Raw genomic sequence first — 16,877 nt, 5'->3', positions numbered from 1 at the left:
AATGAGTGAAACGCCTGAGAAAACGAAGGTTTAACTAAGCGATGACTAGTCATAGGCACTGCTACGCTGAGTTGCTTTTTCTATCGAGGGTAAATCGATGATTACATTACGGGAGGTCAGTTATTTGAGCGAAGACAGAGTAGTCGCGGTGTACCGGGTGGAAACGCCTTATTCGCTGGAGAGGGTNCTTATTCGCTGGAGAGGGCGGCAGAGGTTATTGCGGGCGAGCAGTCGACCGGGACGTTCACTGCGGTGCCGGGCGAGACGGATGCGCTAAAGGAGCGATTCGGTGCGCGGATTGAGAAGATCGTTGAACTGGAGTCGGTCAGTGCACCGACGCTGCCGGGAGCAAAGACGCCAGCGGGCCATGATGGGAAATATCGGCGGGGCTTGGTAGCCGTCTCTTTTCCGCTGCATAACTTTGGTCCTTCGATTCCGAACTTGATGTCGGCGATTGCGGGCAATTTGTTCGAGCTGCAGGAGCTGTCGGGACTTCGGCTGGTTGATCTGGAGCTGCCAGAAGCTTTCGCAGCTCGTTATCCCGGACCGAAGTTTGGAATCGATGGCACGCGCAGGCTGACGGGGGTCTATGACCGCCCGATCATAGGCACAATTGTTAAGCCAAGCATCGGCCTTGATTTGAAGGACTTGCAGCGGATGATTTTGAATGTATCGGCGGCGGGACTCGATTTTATTAAGGATGATGAATTAAACGCGAACGCACCTTATGCCCCGTTGGAGGCTAGAGTGAAGGCAGTGATGGAGGCGGTGGACAAAGCTGCTGACGTCACGGGCAAGCGGATCATGTACGCGTTCAATATTACAGGCGATATCGAAGAAATGGAGCGCAATCACGAGCTGGTCGTGAAGGCGGGAGGCAACTGCGTCATGGTGAGTATCATGAGCGTTGGGCTTGCGGGCCTTGCCCATTTGAACCGCTACAGCGAGGTGCCAATCCATGGGCATCGGAACCAATGGGGCATGATGACGCGCTCTCCGGGACTGGGCTTTGAGTTTTCGGCTTATCAGAAGCTGTGCCGGCTGGCCGGCGCGGACCATCTGCATGTGAATGGCTTGAATAGCAAGTTTTATGAGAGCAATGAATCGGTGGTTCGTTCGGTTCAAGCCTGCTTGAAACCGATGTATGACGGTTATGCAACGATGCCGGTTGTCTCTTCCGGGCAATGGGCGGGCATGGCACCGGCCACTTATGAGGCTACGGCGACGGTTGACGTGATGCATTTGGCAGGCGGCGGCATTTTGGCGCATCCGGACGGAGCCGGCGCGGGCTTCAAGAGCATGCAGCAGGGCTGGGAGGCAGCGGTCCAAGGCATTGAACTGGACGCGTATGCGGAGCAGCATCCGGCGCTTCGTCGTGCCATCGAGAAATACGGGAAGGGCTGAGGGGAAATGTTGAAGTTGGCTGCGGACAACAAGGATTTTTCACGGTTGCTTTGTTATTACGGCGATGACTTTACTGGCTCGACGGATGTGCTGGAGTCCTTGTATCTGGCGGGGATCAGGACAGCGTTGTTTCTTGAGCCGCCAAGCGAAGCACTATTGAAGGAGGAACGGTTTTCCGGGCTGGATGCCTTCGGCGTTGCCGGGATCGGACGTTCACTTTCTCCTGATGAGGCAGAAGCTGAGCTTCGTCCTATTTTTGAAAAGCTGAAGCAAGCGGGAGCAGCCATCGTGCATTACAAAATATGCTCAACCTTTGATTCTTCGCCAGCCGTCGGAAATATCGGCAAAGCAGCCGAGCTTGGCCGCTCTGTATTTGGGAACCATTATATTCCACTGGTTGTGGGTGTTCCTTATCTTGGACGTTATACGTTATTTGGCAATCATTTTGCTCGCGCGGGCGAAAAAATGCACCGCTTGGATCGCCATCCTACGATGTCTCGTCACCCGGTCACTCCGATGAAGGAAGCAGATTTACGCAGGCATTTGGCCGAGCAGAGCGATCTGAAGATTTCATTGATGGATATTATGGCATTGGATGGGGCTTGGAGTGAGGTGCAGGAGAGCTTAGGGCGTCTCGTAGAGAAAGAACAGCCGGACGTGGTGCTGTTTGATGTACTGGATGAGGAACGGCTGGAAACGACAGGCCGATTAATTTGGGAGGCGGCAAGCGGCCAAGACAGTCTATTTGTGATAGGCTCGTCCGGCATCGAGTATGCGCTGAGTGCTTGCTGGAGAGCGGCTGGACGATTAATAGAAGGGCAAACCGATGGACTGCTGCAAGAGCATCAACAAGATCAGCTGCAAGGACAGCGGATAGAACAGCAGAAAGAGCAAGAGAAAAATGCTTCAGTAGCAGCGGTTGAGCAACTTCTCGTTGTATCCGGAAGCTGCTCTCCCGTAACCGAAGCACAAATTGCCCATGCCCTACAAGCAGGCTTTGTAGGAATCGCGGTACCAGCCTCGGAATTGATTAATCCGCAGAAGGAAGAGCAATCGCGCTCGGGTATGCTGGAAGAGGCGAGGGAGCATCTGAGAAAAGGCAAAAGCATTTTGCTTTATTCGGCATCAGGAGGAAACGACCCGGCTATTGCCGCTTTTCGTGGGGCGCTTGCAGCGCATGGCTACGATGCCGAAGATAGCAGCCGCTTGCTTGGCGGCATTCTCGGCTCTTTGGCACGTGAACTGATTAAAGAGGCAGGCCTTAAACGCATCGTCATCGCCGGGGGGGATACTTCTGGTTACGTGACACGAGAGCTTGGTATTTACGCGCTGGAGTGCGTTGCTGCACTCGCGCCTGGAGCGCCGTTATGCCGTGTCGCTTCTGATGATCCTGCACTTGACGGTTTGGAGCTGGCGCTAAAAGGCGGACAAGTGGGAGAAACGGATTTTTTCAGCAGCGTTAAGCAAGGAGGCGGTACTAAGCATGGATTCTAGTCAGAAAATTTCTTTTAATCAAAATGGACCGGATTACAGCAATTTGCAGGTACTGGAGCTTCATACGGTACCACCGCGCACGGACCTCGTGCCTTATAGCGACTGGGAGTCCGCGTTGAATCAGAACCCTGCTGCTTCGCCTTATTATGAGCTGCTTAGCGGAAACTGGCGATTTCATTATGCCGAATCGCCGTATCCGGAGCTTTTTTATGAATCCGGCTATGACGATACGAACTGGGCTTACATCCCGGTGCCGGGAAACTGGCAAATGCACGGATACGGGCAGCTGCATTACAGCAGCTGTCCGTATCCTTTTCCCATTGATCCGCCCCATGTGCCTTCGACGAATCCGGTGGGCTGTTACCGGAGATCCTTTACGGTACCCACGCAGTGGCAGGATCGGCAAATACGTCTTATTTTTGGCGGAGTAGATTCCTCCTTCCATCTTTGGGTGAACGGGGAGCCTGTAGGTTACAGCCAAGGCAGCCATCAGCTTTCCGAATTTGATATTACTCGTTTCGTTGTTCTGGGAAAAACGAATGTACTGGCTGTCAGCGTATATCAATGGTGTGACGGCAGCTACTTAGAATCGCAGGATAAATGGCGCCTTAGCGGTATTTTTCGCGATGTGTATTTGGCTGCGCTGCCTGCGGTAACGATAGAGGATGCTTTTGTGCAAACTAGACTTGAATTAGGCATGAATCGTGCGGAGCTGGACATCCAGCTTAAGCTGACCAAAGGGCTTGAAGTGACGGCGTCAGGTTACCGCTTGAGGGCAACGCTTATCGATCAGCAGGGCAACCGGGTGCTGGACGACTATGCGCCTATAATTTCGGATTTTGCAGACGAGGAAGAGTACAGCATTCAAACGCTATTCACTATTGATGCTCCGTTGCTGTGGACTGCAGAGACACCGTATCTCTATAGGCTGCTGCTCACCCTCTATGCTGGGGATGAGATTATAGCTGAGGTAAAGGTAATACCCGTAGGCTTTCGTACGATTGAAATCGCAAACGGTCAACTGCTGATTAACGGTCAGCCGATCATCATCAAGGGTGTCAATCGCAACGAATTTAATCCGGCAGAGGGGTACGTCATAACGCTCGAGTCCATGCTTGAAGATATCAAGCTGATGAAGCGTCATAACATCAACGCGGTCCGTCTGTCGCATTACCCGAATGATCCGCGCTGGCTGGATTTATGCGACAGCTACGGGCTTTATGCGATTGCCGAGGCTGATTTGGAGACGCATGGCTTTCATTTTATCGAAGACGAGAGCTATTTGAGCAAGCATCCCGACTGGCGTGAGGCCTATGTGCAGCGGGCGCGAAAAATGGTCGAGCGAGACAAAAACCATCCATCCGTCATCATGTGGTCGCTCGGCAATGAATCGGGGTACGGTCCGAATCATGATGCCATGGCTGCATGGATCAGGGAAAAGGATACGACTAGACTGATTCATTATGAACGCGCCTATGAGGCTTCAGTCGTTGACATCGTTAGCTCTATGTATCCGTCAGTAGAGATGCTGATTGAAGAAGGGCGCAAGGCCGACAGCCGTCCCTATCTTATGGTTGAATTTGGGCACGCGATGGGCAATGCAGCAGGCAACCAGCAGGAATACTGGGATGCGGTAGATGAATATCCCCGGCTGTTGGGCGGTCTGATATGGGAATGGGCGGACATGGGCATTTTGCGAAATACGGAAACGGGCGATTCTTGGTATGCATACGGAGGCGACTTCGGGGATGTGCCACACAGCGGAGCCTTCTGTTTGGACGGTTTGTTGTTCCCAGATAAAAGCATTAAAGCGTCTTTATTGGAGTACAAGAAAGTCATTGAACCAGTTAAGATCACTGGAACAGAGCACGCTTTTGGAAAAATAAACATTCGTAACCGCTACAGCTTTGTATCGCTTGAGCATTTGCAAGGAGAATGGCAGTTGCTGAGAGACGGAGAGGTACAGGACCGTGGATGGCTAGGCCCACTGCTCACACCTGCGGGAGCAGAAGAGACGATTCAGCTGCCGCTGGGCAATTTCGAACGAGAAGCGGCAGCTGAATATTGGCTTCATGTACGCTTCGTACTGCGCCAGAATACAAGCTGGGCGGAGGCGGGCCATGAGGTCGCTTGGGCAGATCTGCTATTTATGAAGAAAGAGTCCGAGTATCGCTTAACACCCCTTCTGATTAATAGGCAGTTGATTCCCACTGTTCCGACAACGGAGGAGGAACAAATTAAAGGGCAGTTGAAGGTCTCTGCTCGGATAATGGGGGAAATCTATACGGAGCAGATTGCGGAACTTCGCATTAAAGAGGAAGCTATGCGACTCCGCGTGTATGGTCCTGGCTTTGAAACTTCGTTCAACAAAGTAACTGGGTTGATTGAGAAATGGGAGGTGGAAGGTCATTCCCTACTGCTTGCAGGACCTTCGCTGAATGTATGGCGCGCCCCGCTGGATAACGATGTTCATTTGGCGAAGGAATGGGTAAAGGCAGGATACGATCGGATGACGGAAGCAGTCCGGAATTTTCATGTTATTACTTCAGAGCCTCATAGCGTTCAAATAAGCGTAGAAACAGCAGTTGGCGCCAAGGGGGAAGCGATGGCTTTTCGAACAATCACGATCTACTCGATCGATGTTCACGGTCAGGTCAGCATGGATATTTCGCTGGAACCGCTTCGGGTAAATTTGCCTCCGATGCCGAGATTAGGCTTGGAGCTGCGCATGTCAGACAGCTTCGATCAACTGAGCTGGTTTGGTCTGGGGCCTCATGAATGTTATGCCGATCGTAAGGAAAGCGGCAAGCTCGGTATCTATAGCGGTACGGTGGCCGAGCAGTTTGTACCGTACATTAAGCCGCAAGAAAACGGAAATAAAAACGAGGTTCGCTGGGCGAGGATGACAGATAAAATGGGGAGAGGGCTGTATTTTACCAGTGATGCCCTATTTAATCTAAGCGCACACCACTACTCCACCGAAGATATGACGAGGACCAAGCATGTCCATTTGCTGAAGAGGCTGGATGAAACAATTATCAAGCTGGATGCGGCGCAAAGCGGCATTGGCAACCACAGCTGCGGCTATGCACCAACCCTTGACAGCTATCTTATTAAACCGCAGAAAATGAGTTTTCAAATACAGATGAGTCCGTTAATCTAGATAATTGTTAATTAAAAGGAATTTATCCCTCTAAATTTGCTTGATTCGATGGAAAGAAGAAATAGATGGAATTTTTCCCGTTATTCTGACTGTTTTAGGCCATTATGGGCATATTCATCGGAATTAGCGGGAGAAATTCCTTTTAAACGTTCCCAGAACTAAAATACTGTTGAAATAGAGGGAGAAATTCCCTCTAATTGAAGTGAAGAGAAGTCTAGAGCTAGGACGAAGCTGCGATTGGACAAAACAGCGATTGGTTGAAAGCGGAATTTAGACAAAGAATACCGCTGTGATACGGATTTTGAGTAGCTAAAGCTTTTTCGGAGTTCAGAGTTCATTGCTCAAAATTCAGCGTTCAGTGCTTAGTATTCGGTGATAGTATTCGTTGTTGGTATTCAGTATTCAGTGTTTAGTGTTTATAGTCTTAGTTCAGTATTCATTGTTTAGTTTTTATTTCAATTCATGACCTGGAGATAATTTAAGTCATAAAAAGAACATGTGCAGTCAAACATTCACCAACCCCACGCCCCCCACGCCCCCAACCAAAACCGCAAAGTAACGTTATTTTCTCACAAGCTATGCATACATTTGTAATCGGTTACTTGGTAAGCTGAGTGTATTATTCATTATCCCTAAGGAGGGCTTACCTATGCTTAAAGTAGCGATTATTGGAGCCGGAGCCATTTCGAATGCCCATATTGATGCCTATTTGCAGTTTCCGGAGCGCTGCCAAATCGTGGCGGTCAGCGATATTTTCGAACATAAGGCAGTGGAGCGCATTCAGCAGCATCAGCTTGACGCGATTGCTGTTTCCGATTATACGAAGCTTCTTGAGCTAAAAGTGGATGTGGTCTCGATATGTACCCCGCCCTATACGCATGCGGAGCTTGCTGTTCATTTTCTAGAGGCTGGCGTGCATGTGCTCGTAGAGAAGCCGATGGCTGCCTCCTTAGAGGAATGCGACCGTATGAATGAGGCGGCTGCCAGAAGCGGGAAGCTGCTGTCGGTCGTTGCGCAAAATCGCTTCAAGACGCCTATGATGAAGCTGAAGGCGATGCTGGACAGCGGCCTTGCGGGTAAAATCGTCCATGCTCAAATTGACTCACACTGGTGGCGCGGCCATAGCTACTATGATCTATGGTGGCGGGGAACGTGGGAGAAGGAAGGCGGAGGCTGCACATTGAACCACGCGGTTCATCATATTGATGCTTTGCTCTGGATGATGGGCCGTCCGGCGGATGTGCAGGCGCTGATGACAAATGTGTCGCATGACAATGCGGAGGTCGAGGATCTTTCCATTGGTATTTTCCGATATGAAGGAGGGGCGCTTGCACAGGTAACGAGCTCGGTCGTGCATCACGGACAGGAGCAGCAGTTGATCTTTCAAGGGGAGAGGGCACGCATCTCGGCCCCCTGGAAAGTAGCGGCTTCAATCGCCCGCGAGAACGGCTTTCCGGAGCCGAATTTGCTGCTGGAGGAAAAGCTGCAGCAAACCTACGGGTCATTGCCGGATATAGCCTACGAAGGGCATCAGGGTCAGGTCGACAATCTCCTGTCAGCCATCGAGACAGGTGCTCCTTTGCTAATTGACGGAATTAGCGGACGCGAGACGCTTGAGGTCATTGTGGGCATTTACAAGGCGGCAAGCACGAGGACGCTTGTCCCGTTTCCAATCCAACCGGATGACCCGTTCTATTCGCGAAGCGGCATGCAGGCGGGAACGATCTATTTTTACGAGAAGAAGACCGCAGTAGCCAATTTTGCGGATTTGCCTATTACGACTGGAAGTGACTTTACATCATAGAGCTATCCTAGAGGCGGGTTCAATTTATTGTGGAATTGCTTCCGGTATTGATGAGGCGTAATGCCCATCTGCGATTTGAACATTTTGCAAAAATAAGAGCTGTTCGTAATGCCAACTTCCTCGCCGATTCGGGCGATCGAGAGCTCAGAGGCCGTTAAAAGCAGGATGGCTTGCTGCATTTTTTTGGCGGCGATATATTCGGAAATGCTGCTGCCCGTACACAACTTAAACAGATGGGAGAGATGGTAGGGCGAGAGATGGAGCTCGCTGGCCATCAGCTCCAGACGCAGCGGCTCCTTGTAATGCTTATCCAGCCATTCCAGCATACGCTCGGCCTGATGCGGCTTCCGCAGCAGTTTTGGCGTGGAGGGAGGCGCAGACTGCTGCTCCCAAAGCTGTTTAAATGCCCGAAGGAAGGTGACGAGAAATAAAGAGAATTCCTCGAAATAATCACTTTTGGCGATATGAGGCAGACTGTTCGTCCAGCTTCTCATAAGGCTGTCCAGCGGATCTAGGTCTCCTGTATGGTAAATGCACGGTTCAGGCAGACTTCCGGTGTGAATATGCTTGAAAAACCTTTGCAGGACGGGCCATTTGTCAAAGTAGCTTTCATAGAGTGTCGGCTCGAAGTGAACGATGGTACGGATGAAAGGCTGTTCAGGGCTTAACTCAACCTGGACATGATGCAGGCGATAGGGCTGAAAAATACAAAGCATGCCTGGAGCTAAGTCGTAGCTTTTTTGCTCAATGATTAATTTTCCGCAGCCTTCGTGAACGATTAATATTTCGATACCTTGATGGGCATGAAATGTTCCCTTGTAGTGCTCAGGCGTATCGTTGGTGCGTCTATAGGCAAAATAAAGCGGGACCTCCCACAAATTAATGGTATGGATATATGATATGCCGAGCACCTCCTCGCCGGAAATAAGGATAACGCTCTATTATTTTAACATAGGAGCGTCTATCTTTTTACCAGTTGGACTAGGGACGGATCGTCACGCGTGTGTTGATGGGAACGATTTTGGATAGGGCCAGAACGTCGTCGTTGAACATCCGGATGCAGCCATGAGAAACAAGATGGCCGATCGAGGATGGATCGTTTGTCCCGTGAATGCCATAATGCGGCTTTGAGAGTCCCATCCAGAAAGCGCCGAACGGCCCGCCGGGATTCGGCTGCTTATTAATAATCGTATATTCGCCGACAGGCGTTTGGGTAACCATTTTGCCGATGCCTACAGGATAGGATTGAACGACGGTGTTGCCATCGAGCAAATGCAGCTGGCGGTCGGACAGATCAACAATGATACGGTAGTCGGGCATAGCAGTACCACTCCTTTTCCATAAGGTATGTAGGCAGAGGAGCCTTTGCTTCATATAAATCTTTTGGCGGAAAAGTAAAGAATCCATCGATATGTGGCGTTAATTTAGGGAGCTATTGTTGAGTAGAGCCGTTATTGTACGGCTCTTTTTTATTGTGGCATTCAACTTCCGGGATGCGACCTTAGAGTAAGGGATGCCGAAACATTATAATTATTTTCAGCGTCTATGGTAGTATAAGGAAAAATTGGAGGTGGTTTAAGTGAAAAGGCTGTCCTTTATTTTGTTTGTTATTCTTATTCTTGGAGCAGGCTGTTCGGCAAACCATGAGAGCGAATCAGGTGGAGTATGGAACTATCAAGAGGGTTATGTGGCAGTAAAGGATGAGGCTAACAGTCAACTGCTAGTCGTACGCGAGAAGGTCGCCAACCTGGAAAATAAGAAAATAGAACAAATACTGGAGGAAGCCGAGCCTGATGCCGTATGGTTAAAGGTAACCAAGAAGCAATATGGCTCTGTAAATGAAGGTGACCATGTGAAGGTTTCCATTCAGGGCGGAATAGATCAATCTTATCCTGCGCAAGCGGCTGTAGATTCGATTGAGAAAAAATAATGAATTACCGCTGATTAGTGAATGTATAGACTGGGAAGATGACGAATACATAAGTTGGTCGTTTCGTTAGAGGAGAGAGCGTGTGAGCAGATATGATGAAGGTAGCGGATTTTTTGATTTTTTGGCGGAGGTCCCGCTGTTTTTTAAGCTGTTTGGCGGGTTTTTGTTTATTCTCGTATTTGGAGTCATCATCTATGTCATCATTACAGGCGTGCGGGCATGGTGGCAAAACAATGCTTCAGCGCTTTTAACGAGAGCGGCTAAAGTAGTAGATAAACGAACGGAGGTATGGGGCGGCTCGGGTGAATCCAGCGCGAGTACGAACTATTATATTACGTTTGAGCTGGAAGATCGGACGAGGGTTGAATTGCCGATAAGGGCAGATAAATTTGGTCTGATCGTCGTTGGGGATGAAGGAGAGCTGACCTACCAAGGCACGCGCTTTAAGGAGTTTAACCGGAAATAGCAGGCAGCCGGGACTGGCAAGGGGCTGGGGTGTTGCGATATAATCAATGAACAACATGATTGATATCTAAGAGGTGGAGCTTGTGATTGTCGTAAGTGCATGCTTGGCAGGGTTTGAGGTCAGGTACAATGCAACTCATAGCTTGAATGAAGCCGTTCAAAAGCTGCTGAAAGAAAATAAAGCGGTATCCGTCTGTCCCGAGCTGATGGGTGGGTTCACCACGCCGAGAGAGCCTGCTGAGATTGTTGGCGGCGACGGAGAAGACGTGCTGAACGGAACCGCTAAGGTTGTGGAGAAATCGGGCAGAGATGTCACGGAGCTTTATATAAAAGGAGCGTATCTTACGCTTGAAAAAGCGCAGGAGGTTCATGCAACAGTCATTGTGCTCAAGGAGTACAGTCCTTCTTGTGGAAGCGCGATGATTTATAATGGTGACTTTGCGGGGCGTAAAATGGTTGGCAATGGTGTTACAACGGCGCTGCTCAGACAACATGGACTCAGAGTAATATCGGAAGAGAATCTTAATGATTTTTTGGAGGAAATGAAGCATTAGCTGCAATTGCAGCAAGATAGAGCGAAGGGGCCCTCAACGGGGCCCCTTCGTTGTTTAATGACCGGCGGATTCATGGTCGTTGGATAGCTTCAGTACATCAAAAATTTTGAACAGGAGGCTTAGCAAGATTGCAATTACGGTTGCTAGCGCCATTCCTGAAAGATGGAAATCCCCGATGGACAGCGTAACGCCGCTAAGCCCTGTAACCAAAACAACCGTTGTCAGGAACAAATTGGTTGGCTTGCTGTAATCAACCTTGGACTCAACAAGCATCCGGAAGCCGGAGGCTGCGATAACGCCGAACAAAAGCAAGGATACCCCGCCCATAACGGGTGCAGGGATACCGGAAATGAGAGCGGAAAATTTACCTGAGAACGAAAGCACGATCGCAATAAGCGCCGCACCGCCGATAACGAAAGTAGAATAGACCTTTGTTATCGCCAGAACACCGATATTCTCCCCGTAAGTTGTATTAGGCGTAGACCCTACAAAGCCCGATAGAATGGTAGAAATACCGTTTCCTAGCATCGAGCGGTGAAGACCAGGATCTTTGGATAAATCCTTATCTACAATGTTGCCCGTAACGACGAGATGTCCGATATGCTCGGCAATGACAACAAGCGATGCGGGAGCAATCGCTATGATCGCGGTCCACTGGAATTCCGGTAACGTGAACTGCGGAAGCTGAACGATCCCGCTTGCACTAACTCCGCTAAAATCGGTAAAGCCCATGCAATAAGCGAGTACATATCCAGCGACAATACCGAACAAGATGGGGATGATCCGCATAAACCCTCGAAACAATACCGAGCCAAGCACGGTAATCGCAAGGGTCACCGTTGAGAGCACGACTACTTTAGGATTCATGACCCAAGTCGCAGGATCTTCAAACGATTGTGGAATCCAGCCGGCCATTCCCGCAGCGACAGGAACGAGTTCTAAGCCAATAATAGCGACGATCGCGCCCATGGCTGCCGGAGGGAATAAGACGTTAATCCAGCCGGTGCCTGCCGCCTGTATGATTAGGGCGACTATGGTGAAGATAACGCCGGATACGATAAATCCGCCCAGCGCGGCAGCATAGTTGCCGCCTCCGGCCGCATGGTCGCCGATGACGGCGCCGGCAGGGGCAAGAAAGGCAAAGCTTGAGCCCAGATAGGCTGGAATTTTGTTGTTGCATACCCAAAGATAAAGCAGTGTGCCGACACCGTTCATAAGCAGGCAGATCGCGGGATCAACGCCTAGCAAATTCGGTACAAGCACGGTGGAACCAAACATGGCAAACAGATGCTGCAAGCTGAGAAGCATGCTTTGCAGGGCAGGAGGTCGTTCCATGACCCCAATTGCTTTTTTCATGTCGAAAAATGCCTCCAATGATATGTAGTTTGTAAAAAGACCCTTGATGATTCTACATATTCATTGTCGGTTTGGCAAGCGTTATTTATATCATCGTCGATTAATATTCTGTCGAATGCTGCTCGGGAAGTGAAAAAGAATCGACAAATTACGCTATTTCACATGATGAAGGAATGTTTTAAACGAAATGTCAGGTTTCTGTTCGTAATTTTCTTTTTTTAGCATATATTTCAAGGAAATATGGTTTAATAAGGGTAGGCAATCATGGTGGAGAGGAGAGTGACAGGATGGATTTATGGGTGATTTGGCTCATTGCTGCTGGCGTTTTGGTCATTGTAGAGATGCTAACGCTTACCTTTTATTTGCTCTGGCTTGCGATAGGCGCTGTGTTTGCAGCCGTTATTGATTTTATTTTTCCGGGTGGACTGGTGCTCGAAGTGATTGTTGGCTGCGCGGTTGCCCTTATTTTAACGATCTTTACTAAGCCGCTTACGAGGCGGGTTCGGGCATCGCGCGGCTTTAAGGATGCCGTGGACGAACTGGTCGGCAAGCAGGGCATTGTGTTGGAAAATGTGTCGACTGATGCGCCAGGCATTGTCAAAGTGGGGAACGAAACCTGGAGTGCATTGTCGAACGAGCCTTTGTCTAAGGGAGAGACGGTCATTGTCGTAAGCAGAGGAAGCGCGGTGCTTCAAGTTGAAAAATGGGGAGGAATTTATTAAATGGGCATTATTTTAACCTTAATTTTGTTAGTCATCGTTGTTATATTTGTTGCATTGTCAGTTAAGATCGTTCCGCAGCAAAGAGTCGGAGTGGTAGAGCGGCTTGGCAAATACAACCGTTTGCTGACCGCCGGTATCAATATTCTGATTCCGATCATTGACCATGTGAGAACATACCATGATTTGCGTATCCAACAGGCAAACGTGCCTCCGCAAACCGTTATTACAAAGGATAACGTGCAGGTGAAAATCGATACCATTATCTTTTATCAGGTGACGGGGCCGGAGCAAGCTACATACGGCATCTCTGATTATGTGTACGGGGTTCGGAATATCAGTACGGCGACCATGCGGCAAATTATCGGTAAAATGGAGCTGGACGAGACGTTGTCCGGACGCGAGAAAATATCCTCCGATATCCGAATTGCTCTGGATGAAGCGACCGAGAAATGGGGCGTGCGCATCGAGCGGGTGGAGGTTATCGACATTCAGCCGCCGATCGATATTCAGGATGCGATGGATAAGCAAATGAAAGCCGAGCGGAGCAAGCGGGCGATGGTGCTTGATGCGGAAGCGGCGAAGCAGGATATGATTTTGCGTGCCGAGGGTGACAAGCAAAGTAAAATCCTAAAAGCAGAGGGCGACAAGGAAGCCCGGATCCGCCAGGCGGAAGGTCAGCGTCATGCGCAGGAGCTTGAGGCACTTGGGGAAGCGAAAGCCATCCAATCGATCGCGGAAGCGGAGAAAGCCCGTATCGAATTGATTCGATCCGCAGGCCTGGACGATAATATCCTTACTTACCGTTCCCTAGAGGCGCTTACCGACATTGCCAAGGGGCCAGCGAACAAAATATTCCTTCCGACTCGAGCGGTTGATACGCTAGGTAGCATTGGGGCTATCGGAGAAATGCTGAAAGCGACGAAAGAGTAAGCAAAGGATCTCTCAATGATTCCATCGAGCCTGGCAAAAGAAACTCTTTTGTCTGGCTCGATTTTTAATTCTATAACATAGCCGGGAAACGAATGAATCGTAGAGGAAGCAGTTCATAGACAACTATGATGCTCATAAGAGGAGCGAGGAGATGGATATACGCATTTTAGAGAAAGGTCTATCGATCCTGTCGCAGTGCAAGAGGCGTACGGGCGACATTTGGGAGGCGCATTACGGAGCGGCAGCGATTGCCAGTTATTTTTTTGTCAAAGAAAATAAAATGTCCGATGAGACAGCAGCTCGAATTGCGGCTGAGTGCGATTTGATGCTTAGCAGCCGCTCCTATGTATATGTGTCAGAGGGAGAGCTGAGCGCCAATGAGGCGACAGGGCTGATTCTTCATGCCTTGTGGCCAACCATGGACGAGCTTCACTACGTCGGACATAATGTAATCTATGCCGCTATCAGTTTGCTCGCGATTAAAGAACTGGGCAACTGGGGACATGAGGATGATATTGCAGGCATATCGTGCTTGATTCAATCTTTCCAAAAGACCATCCCCGGCAGGTCGTGGCTTGGTTACTCGGTTTCGGATGTGAAGAGGCTGGAATTGACGGAAGGGGATCAGTTTCCTAATATTCAAAATTCAGCCCAGCTATCCGAGCTTGTATTAAAGGAGCTAACGTCTTTCCAGACGATTTATAAAGCGGAGGCTCATCATGATTTAATTGGGCATATGCTTACTTTTTCACAAGCCTTGAATGCCTTGCATGATCTTGGCCATGATGAGTATTTTCGGAAAGGGATCCCTTCACTTCTAAAGCTAATTAAGGTTCTTCGGGTAAGTCAGGCTATAAATCCTGATCATCCGCTCCCGTTATTCTCTCCTATTGACCGTGTGCCTCTTCCTCTGGCAAGTCGTTCGGAGTGGCTGCCGTTGGAGGCGGAATATTGGATAAAGGGCTTTCGGCAGGTGGACTGGTATTTCGGGCATGCCTTTAAATTTCCATACAGCTTTTATAATCACCTGAACCGGCTTAATGCTCCTAATTCTCGAGCAGAGGAGAACTTCCGATACCTCGTTGGATCATAAACAAGCAGAAAAAGATAACAACATGAGCCTTGGAATCTCTTCCAAGGCTCATGTTGTATGTAAATTTATTCACCTAGCAGCCAGCTTATTTAATTTTTCCAGCATGGCTTTATACTCTGCAGATGCAGTATATTCGCTCACAAAGGTTTTCCAATCTTCGATAGAGGCTGCACCCATGATGACTTTGAGCTTAGACTGTTCCAGTTTGGCGCTTTGCTCGGCATATTTGCCCGTACTCCATAAGCTGCTTGCCTCAGGCAGGGAGGAGGAATAGGAGGTTTTTCTCCATTCGGTGACTGCCGCTTTGTATTCATTGCGAATGGCTTCAGGGAGAGCAGCCAGCTTGCTGTTATTTTTAAGCAGATCGGTTTGTCCGAACAAGCTGTTAACGGCTTCCTGATCCGTTTGCTGCCATCCCTCGATAGTACCCCAGCTACCGTCATCTGTTTTTTCCAGCCCGTAATTCAGCCAAGAGAGTACCTGTTTTGTCTCCACTTTTGATATTTTGGTGATGATATAAGTCCCGTTGCCCTGAGAACTCCAAGGGACAATCGGAGAACTGGCTGCTGTGGCTTTGATGGTTGGAAGCGGCAGCCAAATGGCAGCATCGCCAGTAAGCTCGGCTGCTTCGTTCATGCTCATGGAAGCCAGTCCCGCCTTGTTCCCACGCAGTCCCTCCTGTACCTGATTCCCTGACAAAACCGCAAATTCCTTGTCGATTAAACCTTCCGAGTACGCTTTGGCAAGCCATTGCAGTGCCGAAGTCTCCTCGCTGGTTACCAAATGATCAATGACTTTGCCCTCTTTAACAGAGAAGCGGTCAGGGCTTCCCGTATACGCATGCTCCACCCATGATAAGGTGCCGAGTCCACTGCCGTTTAAATACCCGACAAGCCCTAAGGTGTCTTTCTTCCCATTGCCATCGGGATCAAGCTCAACAAATGTTTTCATTACCGTAAAAAGCTGATCCATCGTTTGCGGCATCGCCAGCCCAAGCTTATCCAGCCAATCCTTGCGAATGGCAGGGAAGGCTGCATTGCGAGGATCTCCTGGCCGCGGTATGCCTACTATTTTCCCATTTAAGACTCGACTGCCGGGTCCGCTCTGAGCCAGCGCTTTCAGTTTTGGGAAAGCTTCAAGCTCTGACGTCAAATCAAGGGCAATGCTCGCAAGCAGCTCATTTTGAAATACATAAGGGTCCTGGAGCAGCATGAGCGCTGTTGGGTCACCCGCTGCGATCATGACCATTGTTTTCTCACGATAATATTCCGGGTCCACCTGCACGAAGTTAATATTCATCTTGGTCGCTTGTTTTAAATGATTAAAGAGCTGATCTGGTTGTTCTACGATTCCATTATCCATCTTTGTCATGACGCTGAATTTAGGCAGTGCTTGCGGATCGGAAACGATGGCATAGCTTTGTTGCGCATTCCAAACCATTCGCAGCCCGTGCGCTTCTACGACAAGTCGAAGAGGGACCCAAAGTGTCTGGTTATCGATGAATGGCGCAGCAGGAAGTCCGTTCCATACTTTACCACCGATTTCCGCTTGAGCAACGTTCGCTTGGAATAGGATCGTTGGTTTATTTTCTTGGACTGCAAGGAGCTTGCGTTCCTTAGCCTGCCATTCTAGCTTGTAACCGAGCCCTTCCAGCAAGCCCTTGCCCGGCACCATAAGCGTGCCATTGATTAGACGGGGCGCAGAAGGAAGATTAACGGGCAAATCCTGAAAGAAAACGCTTACCGTTTTGCCGTGAGGAGCTTGTTCATCCTCAAGCAAGGTAAAACCATGGGGCAAGCTTTGAGCTACCGCTGTAGAAGGGATCGATACGATTAATGTTGCAGACAGAGCCGCTGTTAAGGCGGCTATCGATGATTTACGAAGCTTTTTCCGATTCATGGGGAGCCTCTCTTCCATAATTAGTATTAACACATAGACGTGTGGAAATGGAAAAGGTTTCAA

14 protein-coding genes are annotated in these 16,877 nt (G+C 49.4%); 10 read left to right on the top strand and 4 right to left on the bottom strand.

What is annotated here, in order from left to right; all coding sequences use genetic code 11:
• Positions 1 to 195: 195 nt before the first annotated feature.
• From FJQ58_RS08190 to FJQ58_RS08175, 4 genes are all read left to right on the top strand, one after another.
• Positions 196 to 1,404, top strand: coding sequence for a ribulose-bisphosphate carboxylase large subunit family protein (locus FJQ58_RS08190; protein ID WP_238403900.1), 1,209 nt, complete (start codon positions 196 to 198; stop codon positions 1,402 to 1,404).
• A gap of 6 nt (positions 1,405 to 1,410) precedes the next feature.
• A complete protein-coding gene (locus tag FJQ58_RS08185) occupies positions 1,411 to 2,898 on the top strand; it encodes a four-carbon acid sugar kinase family protein (RefSeq protein ID WP_139992148.1) in 1,488 nt (495 codons plus the stop codon).
• On the top strand, positions 2,888 to 6,061 hold the full coding sequence (locus tag FJQ58_RS08180; RefSeq protein WP_139992146.1) for a glycoside hydrolase family 2 TIM barrel-domain containing protein: 3,174 nt from the start codon (positions 2,888 to 2,890) through the stop codon (positions 6,059 to 6,061). Before FJQ58_RS08185 ends, FJQ58_RS08180 begins: the two co-directional genes overlap by 11 nt.
• Before the next feature lie 649 nt (positions 6,062 to 6,710).
• Positions 6,711 to 7,865, top strand: coding sequence for a Gfo/Idh/MocA family protein (locus FJQ58_RS08175; RefSeq protein ID WP_139992144.1), 1,155 nt, complete (start codon positions 6,711 to 6,713; stop codon positions 7,863 to 7,865).
• A gap of 2 nt (positions 7,866 to 7,867) precedes the next feature.
• Here FJQ58_RS08175 and FJQ58_RS08170 read toward each other — a convergent pair whose 3' ends face one another.
• Positions 7,868 to 8,776, bottom strand: a complete 909-nt coding sequence (locus FJQ58_RS08170) for an AraC family transcriptional regulator (protein WP_238403898.1) — start codon at positions 8,774 to 8,776, stop codon at positions 7,868 to 7,870.
• Between the two features lie 70 nt (positions 8,777 to 8,846).
• The gene (locus FJQ58_RS08165; RefSeq protein WP_139992141.1) at positions 8,847 to 9,185 is read right to left on the bottom strand and encodes a L,D-transpeptidase; all 339 of its coding nucleotides are present in this window, start codon (positions 9,183 to 9,185) and stop codon (positions 8,847 to 8,849) included.
• 259 nt (positions 9,186 to 9,444) lie between these two features.
• On the opposite strand from FJQ58_RS08165, the gene FJQ58_RS08160 reads away from it, so the two are divergent.
• The 3 genes from FJQ58_RS08160 (at position 9,445) to FJQ58_RS08150 (ending at position 10,814) form a co-directional block, all read left to right on the top strand.
• Entirely contained in the window at positions 9,445 to 9,795 is a 351-nt protein-coding gene (locus tag FJQ58_RS08160) for a DUF3221 domain-containing protein (protein WP_139992139.1), read from the top strand.
• Positions 9,796 to 9,877: 82 nt separating this feature from the next.
• Positions 9,878 to 10,261 (top strand): DUF2500 domain-containing protein, encoded by a 384-nt coding sequence (locus FJQ58_RS08155; protein WP_139992137.1) that lies wholly within the window; start codon positions 9,878 to 9,880, stop codon positions 10,259 to 10,261.
• Positions 10,262 to 10,343: 82 nt separating this feature from the next.
• Entirely contained in the window at positions 10,344 to 10,814 is a 471-nt protein-coding gene (locus tag FJQ58_RS08150) for a 2-thiouracil desulfurase family protein (RefSeq protein ID WP_139992135.1), read from the top strand.
• Between the two features lie 54 nt (positions 10,815 to 10,868).
• Here the strand turns inward: FJQ58_RS08150 and uraA are convergent, their stop codons facing one another.
• A complete protein-coding gene (gene uraA / locus FJQ58_RS08145; RefSeq protein ID WP_139992133.1) occupies positions 10,869 to 12,170 on the bottom strand; it encodes a uracil permease in 1,302 nt (433 codons plus the stop codon).
• 287 nt (positions 12,171 to 12,457) lie between these two features.
• Between uraA and FJQ58_RS08140 the strand changes: the two genes are divergently transcribed.
• From FJQ58_RS08140 to FJQ58_RS08130, 3 genes are all read left to right on the top strand, one after another.
• Positions 12,458 to 12,892: an NfeD family protein gene (locus tag FJQ58_RS08140; protein ID WP_139992131.1), complete on the top strand. Its 435-nt coding sequence runs from the start codon at positions 12,458 to 12,460 to the stop codon at positions 12,890 to 12,892.
• Positions 12,893 to 13,822: an SPFH domain-containing protein gene (locus tag FJQ58_RS08135; protein WP_139992129.1), complete on the top strand. Its 930-nt coding sequence runs from the start codon at positions 12,893 to 12,895 to the stop codon at positions 13,820 to 13,822.
• Between the two features lie 151 nt (positions 13,823 to 13,973).
• On the top strand, positions 13,974 to 14,915 hold the full coding sequence (locus FJQ58_RS08130) for a hypothetical protein (protein WP_139992127.1): 942 nt from the start codon (positions 13,974 to 13,976) through the stop codon (positions 14,913 to 14,915).
• Positions 14,916 to 14,984: 69 nt separating this feature from the next.
• Here FJQ58_RS08130 and FJQ58_RS08125 read toward each other — a convergent pair whose 3' ends face one another.
• Complete coding sequence (locus FJQ58_RS08125; protein ID WP_162341381.1) at positions 14,985 to 16,814, bottom strand: extracellular solute-binding protein; 1,830 nt, start codon at positions 16,812 to 16,814, stop codon at positions 14,985 to 14,987.
• Positions 16,815 to 16,877 lie beyond the last annotated feature (63 nt).

It is taken from the genome of Paenibacillus paridis (assembly GCF_006345825.1).
Taxonomy (GTDB): Bacteria; Bacillota; Bacilli; order Paenibacillales; family Paenibacillaceae; genus Pristimantibacillus; species Pristimantibacillus paridis.
Note: the sequence above shows the minus strand (reverse complement) of the source record. Positions and strands in the feature narration are given on the sequence as shown.

Bases quoted from the DNA above. Each gene is read 5' to 3' on its own strand.
- FJQ58_RS08185 (WP_139992148.1), top strand. From the start codon at position 1,411: ATGTTGAAGTTGGCTGCGGACAACAAGGATTTTTCACGGTTGCTTTGT.
- FJQ58_RS08175 (WP_139992144.1), top strand. From the start codon at position 6,711: ATGCTTAAAGTAGCGATTATTGGAGCCGGAGCCATTTCGAATGCCCAT.
- uraA (WP_139992133.1), bottom strand. From the start codon at position 12,170: ATGAAAAAAGCAATTGGGGTCATGGAACGACCTCCTGCCCTGCAAAGC.
- FJQ58_RS08180 (WP_139992146.1), top strand. From the start codon at position 2,888: ATGGATTCTAGTCAGAAAATTTCTTTTAATCAAAATGGACCGGATTAC.
- FJQ58_RS08135 (WP_139992129.1), top strand. From the start codon at position 12,893: ATGGGCATTATTTTAACCTTAATTTTGTTAGTCATCGTTGTTATATTT.
- FJQ58_RS08130 (WP_139992127.1), top strand. From the start codon at position 13,974: ATGGATATACGCATTTTAGAGAAAGGTCTATCGATCCTGTCGCAGTGC.
- FJQ58_RS08165 (WP_139992141.1), bottom strand. From the start codon at position 9,185: ATGCCCGACTACCGTATCATTGTTGATCTGTCCGACCGCCAGCTGCAT.
- FJQ58_RS08125 (WP_162341381.1), bottom strand. From the start codon at position 16,814: ATGAATCGGAAAAAGCTTCGTAAATCATCGATAGCCGCCTTAACAGCG.
- FJQ58_RS08140 (WP_139992131.1), top strand. From the start codon at position 12,458: ATGGATTTATGGGTGATTTGGCTCATTGCTGCTGGCGTTTTGGTCATT.